This window comes from Brevundimonas vesicularis (assembly GCF_900445985.1).
GTDB lineage: Bacteria > Pseudomonadota > Alphaproteobacteria > Caulobacterales > Caulobacteraceae > Brevundimonas > Brevundimonas vesicularis_D.
Genome location: NZ_UAQP01000014.1, coordinates 335,876 through 359,140, shown reverse-complemented (window position 1 = coordinate 359,140; position 23,265 = coordinate 335,876). Strand labels below are relative to the sequence as shown.

The following is a 23,265-nucleotide window of genomic DNA, read 5'->3' as shown; positions in this document are numbered from 1 at the left end:
ATCATGTCAGGATTCTGTGATGGCTCATCGGTACGCGGTCTTCTTCGCCGTCCTCTTCTTCTTCGTGCGTTACCCCACTCAGGCGCTTGCTGATGAATGGCGGGTCCGAGAAGTCTCTGGCGTTGTTCGCGTTGCCATACCCGCGCGTCCCGTCGCGAACGGCTCGGTCGGGCTGGTATTACCGACGGGAACCAGCGTCACCACGGGCGGAAACGGCCGTGCGCTGATCACGAACGGGCAGCAACGTGTCGTGGTAGGACCGAACAGTCGCACCACCCTCGCGCCGGAAGCTGGAGGCATGACGCGGGTCTTGCAGGATCTGGGCTCGGCCCTGTTCCAGGTCGACCGGCAACGCCAACCCCACTTCCGCGTGGAGACGCCGCTGTTGGCCGCCGTCGTCAAGGGGACGACGTTTACAGTGACTGTCGATCCCATGGGCGACCGTGTGCATGTGGCCGAAGGTCTTGTAGAAGTGCGCTCCAACAGCGGCAATGCGGTCAGCGACGTCGCAGCGGGCGCGACCGCCCTGGTTCCCCGCCAACAACCGACCAGTGTCGAGGTTTCCGCGCCGGCTGCAGCCGTTCCCTCCGAAACAGCGCCGGTGGCGGCGCCGAGCCTCGATTATGAGACCCTGACCGACGGCTTGGTCCAGAACCCGCCAGCGACTACGCCCGCAGCGACCTCGACAACCGCCGCGACGGCCGTCACGCCGACCCCGTCTGCATCGCCTGCAAGCAGCGGTGCAGGCACATCCACAACGACTACCGCGACATCTAACGCACCCGGTGCAAGCGGATCGACGCCGCCATCCAACGGAAGCGCTATTGGAACGCCAGGCACGGTCGGAGCGCCCGGCGGCGGCAACGGCGCAGCGGTCGGTGCGGGCAACCCCAGCAACGGCAACCCTGGCTCCGGCAATCCGGGCAACGGCAATCCCGGTTCGGGCAACCCTGGCGCCGGTGGTCCCGGCAACGGCAACCCTGGCTCAGGCAACCCTGGAAGCGGCAACCCCGGTTCGGGCAATCCCGGCAACGGCAACCCCGGCTCCGGTGATCCCGGCAAGGGCGAACCCGGTTCGGGCAACCCTGGAAACGGCAACCCCGGCTCCGGTAATCCGGGCAACGGCAATCCCGGTTCGGGCAACCCTGGAAACGGCAACCCCGGCTCCGGTAATCCGGGCAAGGGCGAACCTGGTTCGGGCAACCCTGGAAACGGCAACCCCGGCTCCGGTAATCCGGGCAAGGGCGAACCTGGTTCGGGCAACCCTGGAAACGGCAACCCCGGCTCCGGTAATCCGGGCAATGGCAATCCCGGTTCGGGCAACCCAGGAAACGGCAATCCCGGCTCGAGCGATCCGGGCAAGGGCGAACCTGGTTCGGGCAACCCTGGAAACGGCAACCCTGGCTCCGGCAATCCGGGCAACGGCAATCCCGGTTCGGGCAACCCTGGCGCCGGTGGTCCCGGCAACGGCAACCCTGGCTCAGGCAACCCTGGAAGCGGCAACCCCGGTTCGGGCAATCCCGGCAACGGCAACCCCGGCTCCGGTGATCCCGGCAAGGGCGAACCCGGTTCGGGCAACCCTGGAAACGGCAACCCCGGCTCCGGTAATCCGGGCAACGGCAATCCCGGTTCGGGCAACCCTGGAAACGGCAACCCCGGCTCCGGTAATCCGGGCAAGGGCGAACCTGGTTCGGGCAACCCTGGAAACGGCAACCCCGGCTCCGGTAATCCGGGCAAGGGCGAACCTGGTTCGGGCAACCCTGGAAACGGCAACCCCGGCTCCGGTAATCCGGGCAATGGCAATCCCGGTTCGGGCAACCCTGGAAACGGCAACCCCGGCTCCGGTAATCCGGGCAAGGGCGAACCTGGTTCGGGCAACCCTGGAAACGGCAACCCCGGCTCCGGTAATCCGGGCAATGGCAATCCCGGTTCGGGCAACCCAGGAAACGGCAATCCCGGCTCGAGCGATCCGGGCAAGGGCGAACCTGGTTCGGGCAACCCTGGAAACGGCAACCCTGGCGCCGGTAATCCGGGCAACGGCAATCCCGGTTCGGGCAACCCAGGAAACGGCAATCCCGGCTCCGGTAATCCGGGCAATGGCAATCCCGGTTCGGGCAACCCAGGAAACGGCAATCCCGGCTCGGGCGATCCGGGCAAGGGCGAACCTGGTTCGGGCAACCCTGGAAACGGCAACCCTGGCGCCGGTAACCCGGGCAACGGCAACCCCGAAAAGCCCGGTGTTCCGAGCGTCCCCGGTGTTCCGAGCGTCCCTGGTGTTCCGAGCGTCCCTGGTGTTCCGAGCGTCCCTGGTGTTCCGAGCGTCCCTGGTGTTCCGAGCGTCCCTGGTGTTCCGAGCGTCCCCGGTGTTCCGAGCGTCCCCGGCGTTCCGAGCGTCCCCGGCGTTCCGAGCGTCCCCGGTGTTCCGAGCGTCCCTGGTGTTCCGAGCGTCCCCGGTGTTCCGAGCGTCCCCGGCGTTCCGAGCGTCCCTGGTGTTCCGAGCCTCCCCGGTGTTCCGAGCGTCCCCGGTGTTCCCAGCATCCCTGGTGTTCCCAGCATCCCTGGTGTTCCCAGTGTCCCGGGAGTTCCCAGCGTGCCCGGCATTCCCAGCGTCCCTGGTGTTCCCAGCTTCCCCGGCATGCCGGGTAACGGCAATCCCGGCTCCGGTGATCCGGGCAAGGGTGGTCCAGGGCCTCAGAAGCCGTGACCATGCGTGCTGATCTTGCTCGGCGTCGGCGTCCGCTGGCTGCGGTCATCTGGTGCGGATTGATCCTGCTGGCGACGGCGATGGGCATGCTGGCTAACGCTTATCGGCCCATCGACGACGTCGTCGCCTCTGCGCGGTTCTCGATCCTGCCGAGGACCGCCAGCCAGACGCTGACGGTCGTGGAGATCGACTCCAGGAGCCTGACCGCCGCCAAAGCCTGGCCCTGGGATCGGCGGCGATATGCTCAAGCGATCGACAATCTGATAGCGGCAGGGGCGACCCTGGTGGCTGTCGACGTCGATTTCAGCGCGCCGTCGAATCCGGCCTCGGATCAGGCGCTGGCGGCTGCGGTGTCGCGTCACCCTGGTGAGGTGGCTCTGGCGACGTTCGAGCAGATGGAGTCGTACGGCGCCGGTGAGACGCGTAGATCAGGCAATCGTCCGATCGGGCCTTTGCTGAACGACGCTCTGCTCGCCTCGGTCAATGTGCCGGTCGATGCAGATGGACGCGTACGCCACTATGCATACGGCGCTTCGGACGAGGCGCCGCCATCGGTGGCGGCCCTGCTGGCCGACGCTCCGGTACGTCAGGGCGCCTTCACCGTCGATTTTGGGATCAAACAGAAGTCGATCCCGCATCTCAGTTTCGAGGACGTCTATCGCGGCCGCTTCGACCCTTCGCTCGTGCGGGGGAAAAAGATCCTGCTGGGGGCGACGGCGCTGGAGCTGGGCGACGAGTTCGCCACGCCCGTCGGGCTCTTGCCCGGCGTCATCATTCACGCCCTCGCCTATGAAAGCATCGCTGACGGACGGGCCTTGATGAGCCTCAGCCCGCTGGCCCTGCTGAGCCTTTGCGCCGTCCTTATCGCCGCGCTCCAGCCTGCCAGAATCGGGGGAACGGCGCTGCGGCGGCTGGTTATGCGCCATGTCGCGATCGCCGCCCTGATCATTGTCCTGCCGGTGCTGCTCCAGGCCTGGGCGCCAATCAGCATCGACATCGCCGCCCTTCTCGGGACGCAGATTCTGATGGCGATCTGGGCGACGCGGGTAGAACTCTCCCGTCAGGCCCAGGCCATCATCCAGGCGCGTGAGGCGAGCCTGCTTCATCTGGCCATGCACGAGCCAGAGACGGGTCTTCCCAATCGCCGCGCCCTGTTGACGGACATCGACGAGACGATCGCCAAAGCTGAACTCAGTGTCGCTGTGTTCGCCGTCGGCGTGGATCGTCATGCGGAGATGCGAGGGGTCGTCGGTTACGACGTCGCCAACACGCTGATGGTCCAGCTTGCCGCGCGTCTGGCCGAGCTCGCCGAGGTCGACTTGGTTGCGCAGATTTCGTCGTCGGTGCTCGCCTTTGCGCGCGCCGACCTGTCCGCCGATCAACAAGGCGACCTGGCCCGATCGCTTCGCGCCGTGGAGACGACCTTCGTCGTCGAGGGCCAGCCGCTGGATCTGTTCGTTCGCATCGGCAGCGCGTCTCAAGAGCCCGGCTCGGCCAGCGGCGACGCCCTGATCGAGCGGGCGACGACGGCCCTCAATCAGGCCGATCTCTCGGAAGATCGTACGGTGCTTTATGACGAGGCGACCTTCGTCGATCCCGACAACAACCTCGCCCTGATGTCCGAGCTTCGCGACGCCCTGCGCGATAATGACGTCAGTCTGCACTATCAGCCCAAGCGCAAGACGTCGGACGGCACGACGGCGTCCGTCGAGGCGCTCTGCCGCTGGCATCATCCGGTACGCGGCCGGATCGGGCCTGACCTGTTCATCCCCATCGCCGAACAGACGGGCCAGATCCGGGCGCTGACGGAGTGGAGCATCGTCAAGGCGATCGAGGATCAGGCCGCAATGCGGGCCAGGGGCGTTCATATAGCGATCGCCCTGAACGTCTCGGGACGTCTCCTCGTAGACCAGGCGTTTCGGACGCGCGCGCTTCAGCTGATCGAGGGCTGCGACGCCGATCTGATCTTCGAAATCACCGAAACCGCCGTCATCGAGAACCCGAAGATCGCGGCCCAGGCGATCGCGGCCTATCGGGCGGCCGGGGTGAGGATTTCGATCGACGACTACGGAGCAGGTCTGTCTTCGCTCAGCTATCTGAAGATGCTGAACGCCGACGAGTTGAAGATCGACCGATCCCTGATCCTGGATGTGGTCGAGAGCGCGCGCGATCGCCTGATCATCAAGTCAACGGTCGATCTGGCGCATGGGCTGGGGATGACCGTCGTCGCCGAAGGCGTCGAAACCGCGGAAGTCTTCGACACCCTAGCCGCCTTGGAATGCGATGCGATCCAGGGCTATTGGGTCTCAAGGCCGCTGCCGTTCGACGATCTGATCACTTTCTTCGCAACATCTGGTGTGGGGGAAAGGCAGCTGCTGGTCGGGTAACGAGGTTGCCGATCAGCGACGAACCGTAGCTCGTAGCGGCCACACGAACGCTTAACCGCGTCCAATTTACAATCTATGCGAGCAATCGTGAGGTTGACATGCGGACGTTCGGACCCATTACCTCTCCAAGGCGACGCGGGCGCGAGGGCGTGGCGGCGGTGGAGTTTGCGTTGGTGGGGCCGATCCTGGTCCTGCTGCTGATCGGCATCGTCGTCTATGGCGGCTGGTTCTTGATGGCGCAGTCGGTTCAGGCCCTAGCGTCCGAGGGCGCGAGGGCGGCCATCGGGGGACTGGATGCGGCGGAGCGCGACGGCTTGGCCCGGCGCGAGGTGAACCACGCCGTTCAGGGCGTGGCCCTGAAGCCGGAACACACGACCATCGAGGTGACCGAGGATTCAGGACGTTTGCGGGTGGTCGTGGTCTATGACGCCAGCGACAGCCTGGTCATGGCGCTGGGTGGGATGTTGCCCCGTCCGCCCTCCGTTATTCGGCGTTCTGCGGTCATCCATGTAGGCGACCATTCATGACCGCCCGCCTGCCTCGTCTGCTGGTCCAGTTCAGCGCTGATCGTCGTGGGGCGGTGGCGGTGATCGCGGCGGTCGCGGGCGGTCTGTTGTGTCTGTTCACGGCGGCGGTGATCGACCTGGGGGTTCTGGTTCTGCATACGCGTCGCGTCCAGGGCGCAGCCGATCTGGCGGCGCTGTCGGCGGTGCGAAATCTGGCGCAGGGAGAAGGTGCGGTCGCTCGCGCGGCCCTGGCGACGGTCGAAGCCAATGTCGCGCCCGACGTCTCGGTCACGGTGGCGACGGCCTTGGGGATCTATTCGCCCGATCCGACCAAGGTGCGCAACGACCGGTTCGCGCCGGGTGGGGCGACGCCGAACGCCGCGCGGGTCGAGGTCGCCAGCCGCGCGCCGATGTTCTTCACCCATCTCTTGCTGGGGCGCGATCTGGTGCGCGTCACACGCCGCGCCACGGCGACGATCGGGGGAGAGACGCCGAAGGCCATGATCGCCATCGGCTCGCGGCTGGCGCGGCTGGACGACGGCGTGGCCAACCAACTGATCGGCGGGCTGACCGGGTCCAAGGTGTCGCTCAGCGTTATGGACTATCGTCGCCTGATCGATCTGGACGTCAATCTACTGGAGTTCACTGACGCCCTGGCGACCGATCTGGGCGTCGAGGTCGGCGACTACGACCAGCTCTTGGCGACCCAGGTCGACGCCGGCCGCGCGTTGAGAGTGCTGGAGCGGGTGGCGGGCGGCCAGGACGGCGGGGCGTTGGGCCAGTTGGCGTCGGCCTCGGTCGGGACAAAGGTCAGCCTGGGCGAGTTGATGGGACTTCAGACGCGCTCGCCAGACGGAATCCGCGAGGGGCTGGACGCCTCGGTGTCAGCCATGGATCTGGTGATGGCCATGCTGGAAGTCGGGGGCGGGGATCGGCAGATCGCGCTGAACCTTGGCGTACCGGCGGGCTTGGCCGATCTGAAGACCAGCCTGGCGATCGGCGAACGGCCTAATCGCTCGCCCTGGCTGACGGTGACGGCCGACGGCCAGCCGATCATCCGCACAGCCCAGGCCCGGCTCTTTGTGCGGGCCAGGACGGCGCAATCCCTGTCTGGTCTGGCGCGGGTTGAGCTGCCGATTCTGATCGAACTGGCGGCGTCCGAGGCGCGGTTGAAGTCGCTGTCCTGCGATCCGGCGCACGCGGTGGAGGTCGATGTGCGGCCGGGCCTGGCGCGCGCATCGATCGGGGTGGTGGAAGAGACCAGGCTGAGCGATTTCAAGACCCCGCTGTCGCCGCAGCGCGCAACCCTGCTGTCGGTTGCGGGTCTGGTCAGCATTACCGGCAAGGCGAATGTCGAGGCGGCGGATGCGGGGTTCAGGCCGCTGAGGTTCGACGCGGGCGACATCGACAATCAGCGCGTCAAGACCATGGCCTCACGCGGCTTCGCCAGCGGCGCGGTCGCCAGCCTGCTGGCGCGGCTGGACGTGGATGTGAACGTGGTCGGCCTGGGCCTTGGCTTCGGAGATCTGACCAAGGCGTTAGGTCAGCTGCTGGAGCCGCTGGGGCCAGTGCTGGACGGAGCGCTCAATCCCGTGCTGGACCTTTTGGGCCTGAAGCTGGGCGAGGCCGATGTGACGGTGCACGGCCTGTCCTGCCCGGATCCGGGGCGCACGACGCCGCGTCTGGTCGGCTGACGGCCTTTGCCGGATCAGACGCGGGCGGGACGCAGGCCTTCGGCCGAGGCCTGCTGCATGGCCGGACGCTTTTGACCGCCCGAGGCGATGATGCGGTCGATGCGGGCCTTTTCGGCGCGGAAGGCGGTCAGGTCGGCGCCGGCCAATTCGGTGCCTTCCTGGGTGCGCACGCCGGCGGGATTGATCCGCTGACCGCCGCGCCACAGCTCATAGTGCAGGTGCGGGCCGGTCGAGGCGCCGGTCGAGCCGACATAGGCGACGATCTGGCCCTGGCTGACCCGCTGGCCGGCGCGGATGCCCGAGCCGTAGCGCGACAGGTGGCCGTAGCCGCTTTCCAGGCCGTTGTTGTGGCGGATGCGCAGCCAGTTGCCATAGCCGCCCCAGCGGCGCGCCTCGACCACGACGCCATCGGCGGGGGCCACGACCGGCGTGCCGGTTCCGGCGGCGAAGTCGATGCCCTGGTGCATCTTCTTGTAGCCCGAGATCGGGTGGGTGCGGAAACCGAAGCCCGAGGATACGCGGCGGAAGTTCTGCAGCGGCGTGCGCATCATGGCGGAGCGCAGGTTCTTGCCGTTAGAGTCGAAGAACTGGGCCTCCTTCGCGCCGGCGGGCTTGAAGCGATAGAAGGTGACGCCGCGCAGTTCGGCGTACATCAGGTCGCCCACGTCCACGGTGCGGCCGGCCTCGGTCACTTCACGATCGAAGACCATGGTGAACTCGTCGGAGGCGCGAATGTCGCGCTGCATGTCGAACTTGGTGGCGAACAGACGGCTGGCGGAACGGACGATGGAGGCGGTGGCGCCCAGTTCACGCGCGCTGGCGGACAGGCTGCGCTCGACATCGCCCTTCAGGACGACGGTCTCGTGGGTGACTTTTTCTTCCAGCGAACGCAGGCGCAGGGCCCCGTCGAAGCTGCGCGATACGGTCAGTTGCGACGCCGGGCCGGTGCGCATGGTCAGGCCGATCAGGCGGGCGTCGCCGCGGCCGTTGCGCGGTTTGGCGATGGCGGTCTCGAACTTCAGTCCGGCGCGCAGATCGGCCAGGTCGAAGGCGTTGGCGACGGTGGCGGCGACGGCGCTGGCTTCTTCGGGGGCGACTCCCGTGCGGCGCACGGCCTGCTCGAAGGTTTCGCCGCGGCGAATCTGGACGTTGACGGCCTCGGGCGCGGTCATTCCGGCGGGCGCGTTCGCAGCGGCGAAGGCCTGGGCTTCCATGGCCGCCATCTGCGTCGAGGTCAGCGCGGGAACTTCTTCCGCCTGAGCGGGTTGATAGGCTCGACCGGCGAGCATCGCCACCGAGATTGCAGCTGCCGCCGTAAGCATGTGCGGCGCGAGCCGCGTCGGCTGGCGGCGTGGGTCGAACTGAGCCATCGGTCCCCGTCGTATTGCGACGCCTTCGGCGCCAAAGCTTTACTCGTTCTCGAAGATCGCGCCGTATCGCCCGTGGCGCGAAGGCGGTCCTATACCGTGCTTGTCTCATTTTGGAAAGCAGACCGTTACAAACGGTTAACGTGCGTCGGACAAACCTCGACGGTGCAGGGATCCCGACCGGTCGATTCGCCGTTATCTGGCCCAGCTTGACCGGCAGGAAGCGGGCGCCGAAAGCCGACCGTCACGCTTTGATCTTGTGCTGAAGACAAGGATGACCAAGGTGGGCGGCCCGCTGTTTCAATCACGCGATCGATCCGTTTGACCGACACACCGTCCAAGCCCGAGCCAAAGCCAAAGCCGCAGGCCAAGACCCGTCGCGTCCTGCGCGCCGTCGCCGTCGGGGTTCTGATCCTGGCGCTGCTGGTCGGCGTGGTGGCGGCCCTGATCTATCTCAATCGCCGCGCGGTGGCGCGCAACGTCCTCGTCGGCTGGCTGGACCAGCGCGGCATCCCGGCCGACGTCGAGGTGGAGCGGATCGAGATCGACGGCTTCGTCGGCCGCATCCGCATCGGCGATCCCAACAATCCGGATGTCGTGGTTGAGCGGGTAGAGGTCGATTACGCCGTCGCCCTGCCGTGGTCCAGGTCGGGCCTGGGCGTGACCCCCAGCCGCATCCGTCTGGTGCGCCCGGTCGTCCGGGCCAGCTGGAAGGGCGGAAAGTTGTCGTTCGGTTCGCTGGACCCGCTGATCAAGGAGTTCACCGGCGGACCGCCGCGCCCGGATTCGCGTCGCCCCCTGGTCATCGTCGAGGGCGGCCGCGGGCGGTTGAATACGGAATACGGGCCGGTCGACCTGCTGGCTGACGCCCGGATCGACGACGGAAAGCTGATGCGGCTGGCGGCGCGGCTGCCGAAGGCCGCGCTGAAGAGCGGCGACACGCAGGCCCAGAGCCTGTCCGGCCTTCTGGACCTGACCACGACCGGCGACCGGATGGCGATCAAGCTGTCGGCCGCCGCCGACAGCTTCGCGACACAGGCGGCCCGAGGGCAGGGGGCTGCGCTGACGCTGACCGGCGATCTGCCCTATCCGGATCTGAAGACGCGGCGCGGCGACGGCCGGGCGGTTCTGGACGCCCGCCTGACGGGCGAGCGCCTGGGAACCCCGACGCTCAGCGCCCGCAGCGCCGATGTCGCCGCCCGGTTCGACGGCGTCGTCTCCGGCTGGATCGAAACCTTCCGGCTGGACGGCGATATCACGACCGCGCTGAAGGCGGCGGCCGTCGAGGGGGCGGACCTGCGCATCGCCGATGTCGCCGCGACGGCGACGCGGGGCAAGTTGACGGTGTCGCGTGACGACGCCGTGCGCTGGCGCGTGCAGGGGCCGCTGGCCCTGACCGCCGGTTCGGGACGGACGGGTCAGACGACAATCGGCGGATTGTCGTTGACGTCGCGCGACCTAGCCTTGGGCGGCAAGGATGCGGCCTTCGAGGCGACAGGCCCTTTGAGCGCGACCTTCGACCGTTTCGGTTTCGGCGACTTGGCGCTGAAGCGCGGCCGCGCCGACCTGGATCTGGACGTGGTCAGCGACGGCGGGGTTCAGATCGCGGCGAACGGATCGCTGCGCGCGGCCGACGGGGCCTGGCCCCTGTTCGGCGCGGTCGGCCCCGACGACATCGCCGAGCTGGCTGAGATGAAACGTGCGCTGGGACGCTTCGCCCTGAACGCGCCCGCCATCCGCTTCGCCACGGGCGCGGCCGGCACGACCGTCGCCCTGACGCGTCCCGTGACCCTGACGCCCGCCAACGGCGGCGTCCTGACGGTGGCCCAAGGTCAGGGCGGCGCCTATCAGGCCGAGCCGGGGCGGCTGGGCGGCGGGGCGCTGACCCTGACCGCAACGCGCGGCAAGGGCCTGCCGGAAATGTCCGTCGCGATCCCGAACTGGCGTCTTACCGAGGGCGGGTTCGAAGCGACGCTGGACGGTCGCGCCCGACTGGATTTCGACCTGGCGCGCGGCATCGACGCCCGGACGCGCGGCGTCCTGGCCCTGAACGCCGGCCGGCTGACCTATGCGACATCGGACTGCGTCGATCTGACCGTCGAGCGGCTGGAGCTGGACGAGAACGACGTGCATCAGGTCGCCGGCAAACTGTGTCCCCAGGGCGGTCCGCTGTTGACGTCCAAGGACGGCGTCTGGCGCGTCGCGGGCGGTTTCGCCCAAGTCTCGGCCCAGGCGCCCTTCCTCGGCATGCGGTTCGCCGACGCCTCGGGCCGTGTCACCGTCGACGGAACCAAGGCGGGGATCGGCCTGACCGCCGACGTGGCCGCCGCCCGCGTCATCGACGCCCTGACGCCCGAACGGTTCGAACCCCTGTTCGCCAAGGGTCGGGCGACCCTGGCCAACGAACGCTGGAGCGGCGCTTTCGATCTGAAGGGCACGGGCGCGGCCGCCGCCTATGATCTCGGCCGCCTGACGCTGGCGCACGATGGGCGCGTTGGCGCAGGCGGCATCGTCATCACCGCCCCGAAGGTGACCTTCGCCGAGCATGGGCTTCAGCCGGCGATGCTCAGCCCGCTCGCCGCCGACTTCCTGCAGTCGCCGGTCGAGGGGGCCGTCAGCTTCGACGGCCGTTTCGACTGGACCAAGAACGCCGAACCGACCTCGAGCGGCCATCTGGTCACGCCGGGCCTGGATTTCGTCAGTCCGGTCGGGGCCGTGAAGGGGCTGCGCGGCGACATCGTCTTCAGCAGCCTGACACCCCTGATCACCGCCCCGAACCAGAAGCTGACGGCCGACAGCCTCGCCGTCGGCACGGCCGTCACGGCGCTGGATGTGACCTTCTCGGTCAATGAGGCCGGGGTGCTGATCGACGGCGCCCAGGTCGTCGCCGGCGGCGGGACCGTCTCGGTCGAGCCCTTCACCGTCCCGCTGGACGCGACCCAGCCCTACAGCGGCGTGATCGTGCTGGATCGGGTGCAGCTCGGCGATATTGTCGCCGACACCGGCTTTGACGACAAGGTTCAGCTGGACGCCGTCGTCTCGGGCCGCCTGCCCTTCATCATGGACCCCAAGCGCGGGCTCAAGATCACCGCCGGCAAGCTGGAGGCGGTCCAGCCGGGCCGCCTGTCGATCAAGCGGGACGTCCTGACCGATGTCGCCGCCAGCGGCGGGGGCGGCGAGGTGTCGGAAAACGTCGTCGAGGACCTGGCCTATCAGGCGATGGAAAATCTGTCCTTCGATCAGCTCAGCGCCGATGTGAACAGCCTGGACGGCGGCCGTCTGGCGGTCCTGTTCCACATCCGCGGTCGCCACGATCCGCCCCAGCGCCAGGAGTTGCGCCTGACGCTGCCTGAGCTGATCAGCCGCCAGTTTCTGAATCGCAAACTGCCTCTGCCGTCGAACACCCAGATCGATCTGACGCTGGACACTACCCTGAACGCCAACCAGCTGATCTCGGATCTGCTGGCCGTCAATCGCGCCCGCCAGGGTCAACAGGATGCGACGCCCGCGCCCGTCTCGCCGCCCATCCCGACGCCTGCCGATTGAACTTCACCATTCAGCGCGCGTTCATTGGACGGCGTACTATTAGAGACATCACCCTCGGCCGAACCGGAGCCCACGTCATGATCCACAAGCGCCAACTGGCCGGCCTCGGTTTCGGAGCCGTCGTCGTCGCCCTCGCGGCCTGCGCCCCGACCATCCGTCTTGAGGTCGCGCCGATCCAGATCTACGCCAAGCTGGACGCCGACGTGCGCGTTCGGCTGGACCAGGAGCTGCAGCAGCTGTTGCAGCAGAACCCCAATCTCTTCTGATTTCCCGCTTCTCTCTGAAAGGGACAGGCTGACATGACCTTCCGCAAACTCTTCGTCATCGGCGCCGCCGTCGCGGCTCTGGGCGTCGCGGGCGCCGCCCTCGCCCAGACCAGCGCCCAGAAGGCGCAGATCGACCAGGCCAAGGCCGCTGGCACAGTGGGTGAGCAGGCCGACGGTTATCTGGGCTTCCGCACCCCGACCTCGGACGCCAGCCTGCGCGCCGCGGTCGACGCCACCAACTCCGGCCGCCGCGCCGCCTATGCCCGCAGCGCCGCCGACGCGGGCACATCGGCGGATGTCGCCGGGGCACGGATGTTCGAGGCCCAGCTGCTGCCTCGCATCTCCTCGGGCCAATGGTACCGCAACGCCCAAGGCCAGTGGGTCCAGCGCTAACTACCGCATGTTTCCCACCCCTCGGGCGATATCCCGGGGGGTGTTTTTATCTGGCGATCAGTGACGGCGTCAGGCGGCGGCGCGTCGATCCATCAGCGCCGGCAGCAGCAGCCCTTCGGTGAGCGCCCTGACCACCGGCACGGCAACCGCATCGCCCATCAGCTTCAGCGCCGCGCTTTCACTCGACGGCAGGTGATAGTCGTTCGACACGCCCATCAGCCGCGCAGCCTCGCGCCCGGTCAGCCGCCGAACCCGCGCCAAGCCCCGATCGCACACCACCACATATTGACGCGACGAGCCGCCGGCCGGCGTCCTCAGGCATCCGGCCAGACCATCGAACCGGATTTCCAGACGCTGGACCTTGTGGCCGTTCTCGGTCCGCACCCGGCGATAGGCGGCGCCGACGCAACGCTGTCCAGACGCCAGGGCCGACGCGATCCGGGCGCGGTGCAGCGGCGCGGCCAGGGCCAGGATGGCGTCCGCATCATCCAGCCAGTGTACGGCGTCGTCCGGCTCCAGCATGGCCGCCAGATCCAGATTGCGCTGCGACGGCGCAGGCAGCGACCACCAGGCCCAGGCGGCCTTCACCGCCTCGGGCAGGCGCGCGTGGGCGGCGATAAGACGCGCTGAATGGAAGGGCTGGGTCGGACCGGCCGCGCGCGGCGCCTCGCCCTGAATGGCCACCACGAAAAGACGCGGCCGCGACTGGGGCAGCCAGTGGGCGGCGTCCATCTCCAGCGCACCGACCGTAAAGCCCGCCTCGACCATTGCCGTGCAGACGGCCGCGAAATCCCGCCCCACTTCGGTCCTTGGCCCGGAAGTCAGCAGGCCGATGACGTTCTCCAGCACGATCACGCGCGGGCCGCGTCCCTCGGCCGCCAGCCCCTGCATCAGCCGCCAGAAGCCCCAGAAGGCGCCCGACCGCCCGGCCTCCAGCCCGCCGCGCGCGCCCGCCAGGCTGACGTCCTGACAGGGTGACGAAGCCCAGGCCATGTCGGGCCGTCCCGGCAGATCGTCGACGGTCAGGCTCCAGACATCGCCCTGACGAAACGGGGTATGCGGATGATTGGCCGTGAAGGCGCGCGCCTTGGCCGCGTCCATGTCGTTGGCGAAGACGGTGTCGATGCCGGCGGCGGACAGTCCCAGCCCCGCCAGGCCGCCTCCGGCGAAGAACTCCAATGCGGTGGGGCGAATCGACATGGGATCAGCATAACCCAGCCGCGCCCCTTGACCGAGGGCGGCCGGGACCTCACCTGCGCCCGAACCAAAAGGAGCCGTCATGCGCCTCATTCCGCTCGCCGCCCCGCTCGCCATCGCCGTGGCCGGCCTCTCGCTCAGCGCCTGTTACGACCGCGAGGATTCCAAGCCCAAGCCGGCGCCGCAGCCTCAGGCCGCCGTCACTCTGGGCGGCGTCGATCTGGGCCAGCCGGTGCGGGCGCTGGGGACCGAACCCTTTTGGGGCGTGGAGATCACGTCGGACGCCCTGATCTACACCCGCGTCGATCAGCCGACCCAGCGCGCGCCGAACCATGGCGCGACGGTCCAAGGCACGGTCGCGACCTTCGCCAGCTCGACCAATCTGAACAAGGCGCTGAACGTCGTGCTGATCGCCACCGAATGTTCGGACGGCATGAGCGACCGCACCTATCCGCTGACGGCCAAGGTCGAGATTGGGGACGACGAGCTGACCGGCTGCGCGGCGCCCGCGTCGATGCTGACCACCCAGCCCGCGCCCTAAAGCGTCACCACCATTCGGCGTCGCGCAGCATCCGGGCGTAGCGGCGGCTGACCGGCGCCGACAGGCCGCCGTCCAGCGTCAGGGTCGCGCGGCCGTCGCCGCGTTCGACGGCGCGCACCGCCTCGCGCGCCACCCACCAGCTGCGGTGCGTCTGGGCGCCCTCCAGCCCCTCCAGCTCCTCCACCGCGTCCGACAGCCGCATCAGGATCAGGTCCGATCCCCGGTCGGTATGGATGCGCAGATAGTGGTCCTCGGCCTGCACCGCCCGGATCGTCGCGCCTTTCAGCTTGATGGGCAAACGGTCCAGAAACCGAACCGGGCGGGCCGCTGTCTCAGGCGCCGCCGCATGGGTCTGGACCGGCACGGCCCGCCCCAAAAAGACGTTCAACGTCGTCACCGCCGCCGTAATGACCAACACAGGCACGATCAGCTGCGGCAGCACCGCCAGCGGATAGAGCCTCTGGGCGAAGAACAGGCCCGTCGCCGCCCAAACGATGACGCACAGCGGCCCGGTGATCACGACAACCATGACCGCGATGCTCAGCCATGGCCGCTCATCCGAATCCACAAACCGGCTGACAAGCATGCCGCACAGATGCCCCCACAGCCCGCCCAGCACCATGACCAGCACCCAATAGACGAGACGCAGGGGCAAGGATGCGCCCGCGCTGCCGAAGGCGCCGGTGACCGCCAGAAACACGCCCCCGAGCGCGGCCACAATGAGCCCGCGCACAAAGGTGCGGCGGCGGTCGGCGGCAGGGGGCGTCATGGCAGCTTTCGGCATCTGTAGGTCGGGCCTTGAGACCATGATTTTCGGCCGGGCGAAAGCCGGGCGCGCGCCGGCACTGGCGTCAACGATCAGCCTTGGCGCGACGACATCCCGACCACGGCCCTGAACCCGGCCGCCGCGAACCGGACCATATAGTCGCCCGCCGTCTCCAGATCGCCCGATCGCGCCCGCCCGTTCGACAGCCGGTCCAGACGTCCCGTCTCGCCCAACGTCAGGGTCAGGGCGCCCGACAGATTGTGATAGCCCCAGTACAGGTCGACCTCGCTGGCGCCCGGCAGCACCTTGGCGATCAGTTCGATCAGCCGGTGGATGGCCGGGTCGAAATAGCGCGCCATGGTCTCGCCGCCGAAGCTGGGGTTGGCGTTGGTCTGGGCCACCAGGGCGGAATAGTGCTTCCAGCCCGGTCCGCCCTTCAACGACCATTCGAACGGCGGCCGCAGGAAGGCTTCCAGCAAGCCTTCCAGCGTCATGTCGTCGCCGGCCGTCTCGGCATAGCGGTCGATGGCGGCGACACGGTCGTCGTTCCAGACTTCGGCCCGGCGCAGGAAGACGGCGTCGAACAGCTCGCGCTTGGCCCCAAAATAGTAGTGGACCAGGGCCGTGTCGACGCCCGCCTCGCGCGCCACCTCGCGGATGGTGACGCCGTAGAAGCCGTGTTTGGAAAACAGGTCCTCCGCCGCATCCAGGATCAGATCGCGCGTCTCGCCCGCCGCCTTGGCCTCGGCCTTGGGCGGGCGGCCGCGCCGCGCCGGTGCAGCGCCTGCCGCCTTGCGACGCGCGGCGGCGACGGGGCGGGGAAGGGGGGCGGCGGCGTCCGGCTTGCTCATCCGGCAAGGCTAGGCGCACGACCGCGACGGTGCAACGGCGCCACGGTTGACGATCCAAGTGACGCTGCGTCAGTCCAGTGTTTGACAGACGGCCGAAACCGGGTAGGTTCCGTGAAAATCATTGAACGCTGAATAAAAGCGTCCATCGGGCTGGAAACGACAAAGGGGTCTAGGATCATGAACCGTCATGTGAAGTGCGCGCTGCTGGCCGGCGCGGCGTGGGGCGTGCTTGCGGGGGCCACTGTCGCCCAGGACGCGGAGGCGGCCGCTCAGGCCGCGAACGTCGACCAGAGCGCGGCGACCGTCGACGACATCGTCGTCACCGCGCGCCGCCGCGCGGAAAGCCTGCAGGACGTGCCGGTCGCCGTGACCGCCGTCACCGGCGAACAGCTTGAGGCGCGCGGCGCCCTGGACATCACCGAACTGGCGCGCTCGACGCCGAGCCTGACGCTGAACGCCGCGCGGGGCTCGAACTCGACCCTGATCTCCTTCATTCGCGGCGTGGGCCAACAGGATCCGTTGTGGGGCTTCGATCCCGGTGTCGGCCTGTATATCGACGACGTCTATGTGGCCCGTCCCCAGGCCGCCGTTCTGGACATCTTCGACGTGGAGCGGGTCGAGGTGCTGCGCGGTCCGCAAGGCACGCTTTACGGCCGCAACACCATCGGCGGCGCCATCAAATACGTCACCAGCCGCATCGATGCCGACGAGCCCGAGGGACGCCTGCGCGCCTCGTACGGCAGCTATAACCAGCGCGACGTGATCGCCAGCGCCCAGCTGCCGTTCAGCGACGAGTTCAAGGTCTCGGCCGCCCTGGCCCGCTATCTGCGCGACGGCTACGGCAAGAACCTGAACACAGGCAATGAACACTACAACAAGGACGTCACCGCCTTCCGCGCCAGCGCGGAATGGAGCCCGACCGACAGTCTGTTCTTCCGTTTGGCCGGTGATCTGGTGAACGACGATTCCAACGCGCGCCACGGTCACCGCGAAGTCGCTCCGTCGCCCGCCGACGTCTATGACACCAACGCCGGCGCCGGCGACAAGAACCGCGTTCAGACGCGCGGCGTGTCGCTGACCGGCGAATGGGAGATGAGCGACATGTTAACCTTCAAGTCGATCACCGCCTATCGTGAAGGCCTAACGCGCGGCAACATCGACTTCGACAACCTGCCTCAGCCCATCCTCGACATCCCGGCCGCCTATGACGACGACCAGTTCAGCCAGGAATTCCAGGTTCTGGTCAGCGCGGGCCGCCTGAACGGCGTCGCCGGCGTCTTCTACATGGACGCCAACGCCTCGGGCGCGTTCGACACCGTCGTGGGTCTGGCCAATCTGACGACCCTGACTTCGGGTTCGGTGGCGACCAAGAGCTATGCCGCCTTCGCCGACTTCTCCTATGATGTCACCGACGCCCTGTCGGTCTCGGTCGGCGGACGCTTCACCAAGGATGAGAAGGAAGGCACCGTCTTCCGTCAGCGTTACTTGGGTATCCGCAGCCCCTATTTCGGCAATGCGACCGCCGTGCCGTTCTTGGGCGAGGCTCCCCGCACCAACTACACCCGCACGCGCGAGTTCGAGAAGTTCACGCCGCGCGTCTCGGTCAACTACAAGTTCGGCCCGGATCTGACGGCCTACGCTTCGTGGGGCGAGGGCTTCAAGTCGGGCGGTTTCGACATGCGTGGCGATGCGGTCCTGTATCCCGCCACCGTCAACGGCTATGCGCCGGAAACGGTCGAGACCTACGAAGTCGGCCTGAAGGGGTCGCTGCTGGATCGTCGCCTGACCTTCGCCACCGCGATCTTCGATTCCAGCTACGAGAACCAGCAGATCACGACCCAGTATCCAGCCGGCGCGACGATCGCCTCGGTGGTGGACAATGTCGGCTCGTCCTCGATCCGCGGTTGGGAGTTCGAAGGCCGCGTGCGCGCTACCGACGCCCTGACCTTCAACGCCTCGCTAAGCTACATCGACGCCAAGTTCGACCAGTTCCTGGCCTACATTCCGACCGGCCCGCTGAACACGACCTGCCCCACAGCGGTCGGCTGCTTCGTCGATGTGTCGTCGCAGCGCGACTTCCAGAACACGCCGGAATGGACCGGATCGATCTCGGCCAACTACAACTGGGTCATGGAGAACGGCTCGTCGATCGCCTTCATCCCGTCGGTCGCCTATCGCGGCGCCTACCAGCAGTTTGAAACGCCCGCGCCGCTGCTCGATCAGGACGCCTACTGGATGTATGACGCCAGCATCGTCTGGACCTCGTCAGACGATCGCCTGACCTTCGGCGTCCACGGCAAGAACCTGGGCGATGAACGCTATCGCGTCGGCGGCTACACCTTCCCCGGTGCCCTGACTGGCGACTCGATCATCGGCTTCTACGGCCCGCCGCGCACCGTCACGGCGACCCTGGGTCTGAAGTTCTGATCCACATCCATAACGCCTGACGACGAGGGGCGGCGGTCTCCGGGCCGCCGCCCTTTTTCGCTTCATGGGGCCTATTTTGCACAGGCCGGACTTGCGGATAGGCTCGCCGCAACGAACAACAAGACGCCGAGGGGAAACGCCGATGACGACGGAGACGCTGACGGTCCAGGAGGCGCGGCCCGAGCGGCCTGAGCGGCCCGGCTACCGCTACTATGTGCTGGCGGTCCTGATCCTGATCTACATGCTGAACTTCCTGGATCGCCAGATCATCGGCATCCTGGCCGCGCCGCTGAAAGAAGAGTTCGGCATGTCCGACAGCCAGTTCGGCCTGTTGGGCGGCATCGCCTTCGCCTCGGTCTATTCGACATTGGCCATTCCCCTGGCCTGGCTGGCGGACCGGTTCAGCCGGGTCTGGATCATGACCGGCGCCCTGGCCGTCTGGTCGGGCTTCACCGCCCTGTGCGGCATGGCCGGGTCGTTCGGCCAGCTATTCCTGTGCCGGATGGGCGTGGGCATCGGCGAGGCGGGCGGCGTGGCCCCGGCCTATTCGCTGATCGCCGACTACTTCCCGCCGCATCAGCGCGCGCGGGCCATGGCGGCCTTCGCCTTCGGCATTCCGCTGGGCATGGCGGCGGGGACCCTGGTCGGCGGCCTGCTGGCGGCGACCTACGGCTGGCGCACGGCCTTCATCGTGGTCGGCCTGCTGGGCGTGCTGGTCGCGCCCCTGCTGCGTCTGACGGTGCGGGATCCCAGGCGCGGCGGGACGGACGCCATCAAGACCGAGGCCCAGGTCGCGGCCCTGGCCTCGGCTCCCGTTGGTACGGACCGGGCCGGCAAGATCGCCGCCCAGATCATGCTGGGTCTCGGCGCCGGTCTGCTGATCCTCGGCGCCTTGAGCTGGCTGATGGGCCTGTCGCTCGGCAATCCGCTGGTGCTGGCGTTCGGCGGCCTGCTGGCGGTGGTGATCGGCATCTCGCTGATGATCGCGCGGCGCACCGCCTCGGTAGTGATCAAGAAGCCCAGCTTCTGGCTGCTGGGCCTGGGCGCCGCCTCGTCGTCGGTGTGCGGCTATGGCGTTGCCGGCTGGCTGCCGTTGTTCTTCATGCGCAGCTTCGACCTGACCCTGAAACAGACCAGCATCTATTATTCCGGAATCGCCCTGATCGGCGGCATCCTGGGCATCTGGCTGGGCGGCATGATCGCCGACAAGCTGTCCAAGAAGGGCAAGGGCGCCTATCCGCTGACGCCCGCCGTCGCCTTCCTGATCTCGGCGCCGTGCTTCATCCTGGCGATGAACTCGCCGTGGCTGATCGGTCTGGTTCTGCCCGGCGGCGGCAGCCACGTTCAGCAGTTGACCCTGGCCTTCCTGATCTTCCTGTTGCCGACAGGACTGAACCTGGCCTGGCTGGGCCCGATCACGGCGGCGGTCCAGCATCTGGTGCCGGCGGCCATGCGCTCGACGGCCTCGGCCCTGTTCCTGCTGCTGAACAATCTGCTCGGGATCGCGGTCGGCTTCTACTATTTCGGCTGGATGAGCGACCTGCTGGCCCCGCGCTTCGGCGAGGAAAGCCTGCGCTGGGCGATCTACACGGGCATGGGCTTCTATGTGCTGGCCGCGATCCTGCTGATCGGGGCGTCGCGCACCCTCAAGAAGGACTGGGTCGACTAAAGGGGGCCTGTGGACGGTTGCACCTGCGAAGGGGTGGGGCCTATAAGCCCCGCAACTCTCCCAGCAGCGGTTGCGACGGTCCCCCATGAACATTCACGAATATCAGGCCAAGCAGGTCCTCAAAGGCTTCGGCGCTCCCGTCGCCGAAGGCGTCGCGGTGACGTCGGTCGATCAGGTCGAGGCGGCCGCCAAGTCGCTGCCCGGTCCGCTCTATGTCGTGAAGTCGCAGATCCACGCCGGCGGCCGTGGAAAGGGCAAGTTCAAGGAACTGCCGGCCGACGCCAAGGGCGGCGTTCGCCTGGCCTTCTCGGTCGAGGAAGCCGTCGCCCACGCCAAGGAAATGCTGGGCAACACCCTGGTCACCGCCCAGACGGGCGACGCCGGAAAGCAGGTCAACCGCCTCTACATCGAGGACGGCGCCGACATCGAGCGTGAACTGTACTGCTCGCTGCTGGTCGATCGCGCCTATGGCCGCATCGCCTTCGTCGTCTCGACCGAAGGCGGCATGGACATCGAAACCGTCGCCCATGACACGCCCGAGAAGATCCAGAACATCGTCATCGACCCGAGCGCGGGCGTGACCGACGCCGACGTCGCCGCCATCACCGCCGCCTACGGCCTGACGGGCGCCGCGGCCGAAGACGCCAAGTCGCTGTTCCCCGCCCTGTACAAGGCCTTCGTCGAGAAGGACATGGACATGCTGGAGGTGAACCCCCTGATCGTGATGAAGGACGGCCATCTGCGCGTTCTGGACGCCAAGGTCAGCTTCGACGGCAACGCCCTGTTCCGCCACGACGACATCAAGGCCCTGCGCGACGAAACCGAAGAAGACGCCAAGGAGATCGAAGCGTCCAAGTGGGATCTCGCCTACGTCTCGCTGGACGGCAACATCGGCTGCATGGTCAACGGCGCCGGTCTGGCCATGGCGACGATGGACATCATCAAGCTGTACGGCAAGGAGCCGGCCAACTTCTGCGACGTCGGCGGCGGCGCCGGCAAGGAGAAGGTCGCTGCGGCCTTCAAGATCATCACCGCCGACCCGAACGTCCAGGGCATCCTGGTCAACATCTTCGGCGGCATCATGAAGTGCGACGTCATCGCCGAGGGCGTGGTCGCGGCCGTGAAGGAAGTGGGCCTGAAGGTGCCGCTGGTCGTGCGTCTGGAAGGCACCAACGCCGAACTGGGCAAGAAAATCCTGAACGAGTCGGGTCTGACCATTCAGGCCGCCGACGACCTCGACGACGCCGCCCAGAAGATAGTCGCGGCGGTCGGCTGACCTGTCGATAGCCGGCGGCCGGGTCTAGCGACGATGACGCGCTTCGACGTCGTCGCCATGGCCCTGGCCCCCGAACGACACATCGGCGTCTTCGTCGATCATTACCGGGCGAGGGGCGCCCAGCGCGTGCGGGTCTATTTCGACGGACCCGCGTGCGCCGCCCCTCACCCGAAGGCCGTCGGCTTATCCGACGACGAGCTGATCATCTGCGACGACGCCTTTTGGGCGGCGCGCGGCGGTCATCCCGCCTCGGTCGAGGCCCGCCAGCGCATCGTCTACGCCGACGCCTATCGCGACCTGGAGGCCGATTGGCTGGTGGTCGTGGATATCGACGAGCTGATCTTCGAGCCGGTCGATCTAGCCGCTGCGCTTCAGACCGTGCCAGCCGGGCGCGATCTGGCGATCTTTCCCACGGTCGAGGCGGTGTGGCGCGCCGGCGACGACCTGAACCGCGAATACGGCGCCGTCCTGGCGCGCAAATCCTACAGCGGGCCAGGCTGGTCCGAGCTTGGCCATCTGCTCTACCCGGGCGCGGGGGCCTTTTTCGTGAGGGGTCTGCTGGGCCACCACATGGGCAAATATGCGCTGCGGCGCGGACTGGACTGCGCCACCCCCTGCATCCACGAAGCCAAGCGGAACGAGGTTCCGCTGAAGGCCGCGCGACCGCGCGATCCGCGCACCGGCCGGCCCGTGCGGCTGCTGCACTACGACGCCATCAGCCTGGACGCCTGGCGGGCCAAGTGGGACCGGCGCCTGACCGCAGGCGACACGGTCGAGATCGGACGTCGCCGTCGTCGTCAACAAGCGACCTATGCCGCCGCGCGCGACACCGGCGGAGAGCGCGCCCTGTTCGCCAGACTCTACAGCCTGACCCGCCTGCAGGAGGCTGTCCTGCGCGGGCTGGGCCTGCTGTTGGACATCCCGCACGAGCCAAGGTCGGTGCGCGACTGACTTGCCCGCCAGCCCTCCACAGCCTATGTGCTCCACATAACCCGTGTAAGGTCATGACCCGCAACATCACCCTCGCCATCGACGACGCCCTGCTCGACAAGGTGCGGGTGCTGGCCGCCATGAAGCGGACGACCGTCAACGAGGCGGTGCGCGGTTTCCTGACCCAGTGGGTCGAGCAGGAAACCTCGAAGGACGAGGCGCGCGAGGCGCTGCTGAAGCTGATTGACCAATCCAAGGGCCGTATGGGCGATTGGCGTCCCGGAAAGCGCGACGAGATCTACAGTGGGGATCGGCGGTTTGATCGCTAATTCCGATGTCTTTCTCGACACCAACATCCTGCTCTACGCCGCCTTGGGGCAGGAGCATGCGGGTCATCGTTGGGAGCGGGCGCGTGAGATCGCGCTGACCGAGGACTATTGCACCTCGGGCCAGGTGTTGACCGAATTCTACAGTGTCTCGACCCGAAAGGGCGCGCCGCCGTTGACGTCAGACGAGGCGCGCGAGTGGATTCGGGTCATCGCCTTGAAGCCTTGCCAGCCGGTCACGCCCGAAGTGGTCGTCGCCGGCATCGCCAACGCGCGTCGCTACCAACTGTCCTATTGGGACGGCGCGATCATCGCCGCAGCCGAGCGCCTGGGCGCCAAGGTGCTTTATTCCGAAGACCTCTGTCACGGGCAGACCTATGGGTCGGTCCGCGTCGAAAACCCTTTCCTTCCCGCCTAAC

Annotated in this window: 18 protein-coding genes; 14 read left to right on the top strand and 4 right to left on the bottom strand. The window is 67.5% G+C overall.

Annotated features, from left to right (window positions below; all coding sequences use genetic code 11):
- Window positions 1–19 precede the first annotated feature (19 nt).
- The 4 genes from DT343_RS10805 to DT343_RS10790 all read left to right on the top strand — a co-directional run bounded on the left by DT343_RS10805 (window position 20) and on the right by DT343_RS10790 (window position 7,291).
- The gene (locus DT343_RS10805) at window positions 20–2,704 is read left to right on the top strand and encodes a FecR domain-containing protein (RefSeq protein ID WP_112862899.1); all 2,685 of its coding nucleotides are present in this window, start codon (window positions 20–22) and stop codon (window positions 2,702–2,704) included.
- A 2-nt stretch (window positions 2,705–2,706) separates the two neighbouring features.
- On the top strand, window positions 2,707–5,091 hold the full coding sequence (locus tag DT343_RS10800) for a putative bifunctional diguanylate cyclase/phosphodiesterase (RefSeq protein ID WP_112862898.1): 2,385 nt from the start codon (window positions 2,707–2,709) through the stop codon (window positions 5,089–5,091).
- A 98-nt stretch (window positions 5,092–5,189) separates the two neighbouring features.
- A complete protein-coding gene (locus DT343_RS10795; protein WP_112862897.1) occupies window positions 5,190–5,618 on the top strand; it encodes a TadE/TadG family type IV pilus assembly protein in 429 nt (142 codons plus the stop codon).
- Entirely contained in the window at window positions 5,615–7,291 is a 1,677-nt protein-coding gene (locus tag DT343_RS10790; RefSeq protein ID WP_112862896.1) for a pilus assembly protein TadG-related protein, read from the top strand. The genes DT343_RS10795 and DT343_RS10790 overlap by 4 nt, the downstream gene beginning before the upstream one ends.
- A 14-nt stretch (window positions 7,292–7,305) precedes the next feature.
- On the opposite strand, the gene DT343_RS10785 is transcribed toward DT343_RS10790, so the two are convergent.
- Entirely contained in the window at window positions 7,306–8,661 is a 1,356-nt protein-coding gene (locus DT343_RS10785; RefSeq protein WP_112862895.1) for a M23 family metallopeptidase, read from the bottom strand.
- Between the two features lie 318 nt (window positions 8,662–8,979).
- Between DT343_RS10785 and DT343_RS10780 the strand changes: the two genes are divergently transcribed.
- From DT343_RS10780 to DT343_RS10770, 3 genes are all read left to right on the top strand, one after another.
- Window positions 8,980–12,204, top strand: a complete 3,225-nt coding sequence (locus tag DT343_RS10780; RefSeq protein WP_112862894.1) for an intermembrane phospholipid transport protein YdbH family protein — start codon at window positions 8,980–8,982, stop codon at window positions 12,202–12,204.
- 77 nt (window positions 12,205–12,281) lie between these two features.
- Window positions 12,282–12,470 carry a YnbE family lipoprotein gene (locus tag DT343_RS10775; RefSeq protein ID WP_055754620.1) on the top strand — a complete coding sequence of 63 codons (189 nt, stop codon included), beginning with the start codon at window positions 12,282–12,284 and terminating at the stop codon, window positions 12,468–12,470.
- A gap of 33 nt (window positions 12,471–12,503) precedes the next feature.
- Window positions 12,504–12,863 carry a DUF1318 domain-containing protein gene (locus DT343_RS10770; RefSeq protein ID WP_112862893.1) on the top strand — a complete coding sequence of 120 codons (360 nt, stop codon included), beginning with the start codon at window positions 12,504–12,506 and terminating at the stop codon, window positions 12,861–12,863.
- Window positions 12,864–12,932: 69 nt separating this feature from the next.
- Here the strand turns inward: DT343_RS10770 and DT343_RS10765 are convergent, their stop codons facing one another.
- The gene (locus DT343_RS10765; protein ID WP_112863786.1) at window positions 12,933–14,063 is read right to left on the bottom strand and encodes a DNA cytosine methyltransferase; all 1,131 of its coding nucleotides are present in this window, start codon (window positions 14,061–14,063) and stop codon (window positions 12,933–12,935) included.
- A 79-nt stretch (window positions 14,064–14,142) separates the two neighbouring features.
- On the opposite strand from DT343_RS10765, the gene DT343_RS10760 reads away from it, so the two are divergent.
- Window positions 14,143–14,601 carry a COG3650 family protein gene (locus DT343_RS10760; protein ID WP_112862892.1) on the top strand — a complete coding sequence of 153 codons (459 nt, stop codon included), beginning with the start codon at window positions 14,143–14,145 and terminating at the stop codon, window positions 14,599–14,601.
- Between the two features lie 4 nt (window positions 14,602–14,605).
- Here DT343_RS10760 and DT343_RS10755 read toward each other — a convergent pair whose 3' ends face one another.
- Window positions 14,606–15,370, bottom strand: a complete 765-nt coding sequence (locus tag DT343_RS10755) for a LytTR family DNA-binding domain-containing protein (RefSeq protein WP_181669179.1) — start codon at window positions 15,368–15,370, stop codon at window positions 14,606–14,608.
- An 89-nt stretch (window positions 15,371–15,459) separates the two neighbouring features.
- Window positions 15,460–16,218: a TetR/AcrR family transcriptional regulator gene (locus DT343_RS10750; protein WP_112862890.1), complete on the bottom strand. Its 759-nt coding sequence runs from the start codon at window positions 16,216–16,218 to the stop codon at window positions 15,460–15,462.
- A gap of 177 nt (window positions 16,219–16,395) precedes the next feature.
- On the opposite strand from DT343_RS10750, the gene DT343_RS10745 reads away from it, so the two are divergent.
- From DT343_RS10745 to DT343_RS10720, 6 genes are all read left to right on the top strand, one after another.
- On the top strand, window positions 16,396–18,645 hold the full coding sequence (locus DT343_RS10745; RefSeq protein ID WP_112862889.1) for a TonB-dependent receptor: 2,250 nt from the start codon (window positions 16,396–16,398) through the stop codon (window positions 18,643–18,645).
- A gap of 142 nt (window positions 18,646–18,787) precedes the next feature.
- The gene (locus DT343_RS10740) at window positions 18,788–20,314 is read left to right on the top strand and encodes a spinster family MFS transporter (protein ID WP_112862888.1); all 1,527 of its coding nucleotides are present in this window, start codon (window positions 18,788–18,790) and stop codon (window positions 20,312–20,314) included.
- A gap of 85 nt (window positions 20,315–20,399) precedes the next feature.
- Window positions 20,400–21,590: an ADP-forming succinate--CoA ligase subunit beta gene (gene sucC, locus DT343_RS10735; protein ID WP_112862887.1), complete on the top strand. Its 1,191-nt coding sequence runs from the start codon at window positions 20,400–20,402 to the stop codon at window positions 21,588–21,590.
- A 33-nt stretch (window positions 21,591–21,623) separates the two neighbouring features.
- Complete coding sequence (locus DT343_RS10730; RefSeq protein ID WP_112862886.1) at window positions 21,624–22,541, top strand: hypothetical protein; 918 nt, start codon at window positions 21,624–21,626, stop codon at window positions 22,539–22,541.
- A 53-nt stretch (window positions 22,542–22,594) separates the two neighbouring features.
- Window positions 22,595–22,849, top strand: coding sequence for a hypothetical protein (locus tag DT343_RS10725; RefSeq protein ID WP_112862885.1), 255 nt, complete (start codon window positions 22,595–22,597; stop codon window positions 22,847–22,849).
- The gene (locus tag DT343_RS10720) at window positions 22,839–23,264 is read left to right on the top strand and encodes a PIN domain-containing protein (RefSeq protein ID WP_112862884.1); all 426 of its coding nucleotides are present in this window, start codon (window positions 22,839–22,841) and stop codon (window positions 23,262–23,264) included. Before DT343_RS10725 ends, DT343_RS10720 begins: the two co-directional genes overlap by 11 nt.
- Window position 23,265: the final 1 nt, after the last annotated feature.

What these genes read in the sequence shown, in the direction of transcription:
- DT343_RS10730 (WP_112862886.1), top strand. Translation starts at nt 21,624, where the DNA reads ATGACGCGCTTCGACGTCGTCGCCATGGCCCTGGCCCCCGAACGACAC.
- DT343_RS10760 (WP_112862892.1), top strand. Translation starts at nt 14,143, where the DNA reads ATGCGCCTCATTCCGCTCGCCGCCCCGCTCGCCATCGCCGTGGCCGGC.
- DT343_RS10745 (WP_112862889.1), top strand. Translation starts at nt 16,396, where the DNA reads ATGAACCGTCATGTGAAGTGCGCGCTGCTGGCCGGCGCGGCGTGGGGC.
- DT343_RS10740 (WP_112862888.1), top strand. Translation starts at nt 18,788, where the DNA reads ATGACGACGGAGACGCTGACGGTCCAGGAGGCGCGGCCCGAGCGGCCT.
- DT343_RS10775 (WP_055754620.1), top strand. Translation starts at nt 12,282, where the DNA reads ATGATCCACAAGCGCCAACTGGCCGGCCTCGGTTTCGGAGCCGTCGTC.
- DT343_RS10755 (WP_181669179.1), bottom strand. Translation starts at nt 15,370, where the DNA reads ATGACGCCCCCTGCCGCCGACCGCCGCCGCACCTTTGTGCGCGGGCTC.
- DT343_RS10790 (WP_112862896.1), top strand. Translation starts at nt 5,615, where the DNA reads ATGACCGCCCGCCTGCCTCGTCTGCTGGTCCAGTTCAGCGCTGATCGT.
- DT343_RS10785 (WP_112862895.1), bottom strand. Translation starts at nt 8,661, where the DNA reads ATGGCTCAGTTCGACCCACGCCGCCAGCCGACGCGGCTCGCGCCGCAC.
- DT343_RS10750 (WP_112862890.1), bottom strand. Translation starts at nt 16,218, where the DNA reads ATGAGCAAGCCGGACGCCGCCGCCCCCCTTCCCCGCCCCGTCGCCGCC.
- DT343_RS10725 (WP_112862885.1), top strand. Translation starts at nt 22,595, where the DNA reads ATGACCCGCAACATCACCCTCGCCATCGACGACGCCCTGCTCGACAAG.
- DT343_RS10765 (WP_112863786.1), bottom strand. Translation starts at nt 14,063, where the DNA reads ATGTCGATTCGCCCCACCGCATTGGAGTTCTTCGCCGGAGGCGGCCTG.
- sucC (WP_112862887.1), top strand. Translation starts at nt 20,400, where the DNA reads ATGAACATTCACGAATATCAGGCCAAGCAGGTCCTCAAAGGCTTCGGC.
- DT343_RS10770 (WP_112862893.1), top strand. Translation starts at nt 12,504, where the DNA reads ATGACCTTCCGCAAACTCTTCGTCATCGGCGCCGCCGTCGCGGCTCTG.
- DT343_RS10805 (WP_112862899.1), top strand. Translation starts at nt 20, where the DNA reads ATGGCTCATCGGTACGCGGTCTTCTTCGCCGTCCTCTTCTTCTTCGTG.
- DT343_RS10800 (WP_112862898.1), top strand. Translation starts at nt 2,707, where the DNA reads ATGCGTGCTGATCTTGCTCGGCGTCGGCGTCCGCTGGCTGCGGTCATC.
- DT343_RS10795 (WP_112862897.1), top strand. Translation starts at nt 5,190, where the DNA reads ATGCGGACGTTCGGACCCATTACCTCTCCAAGGCGACGCGGGCGCGAG.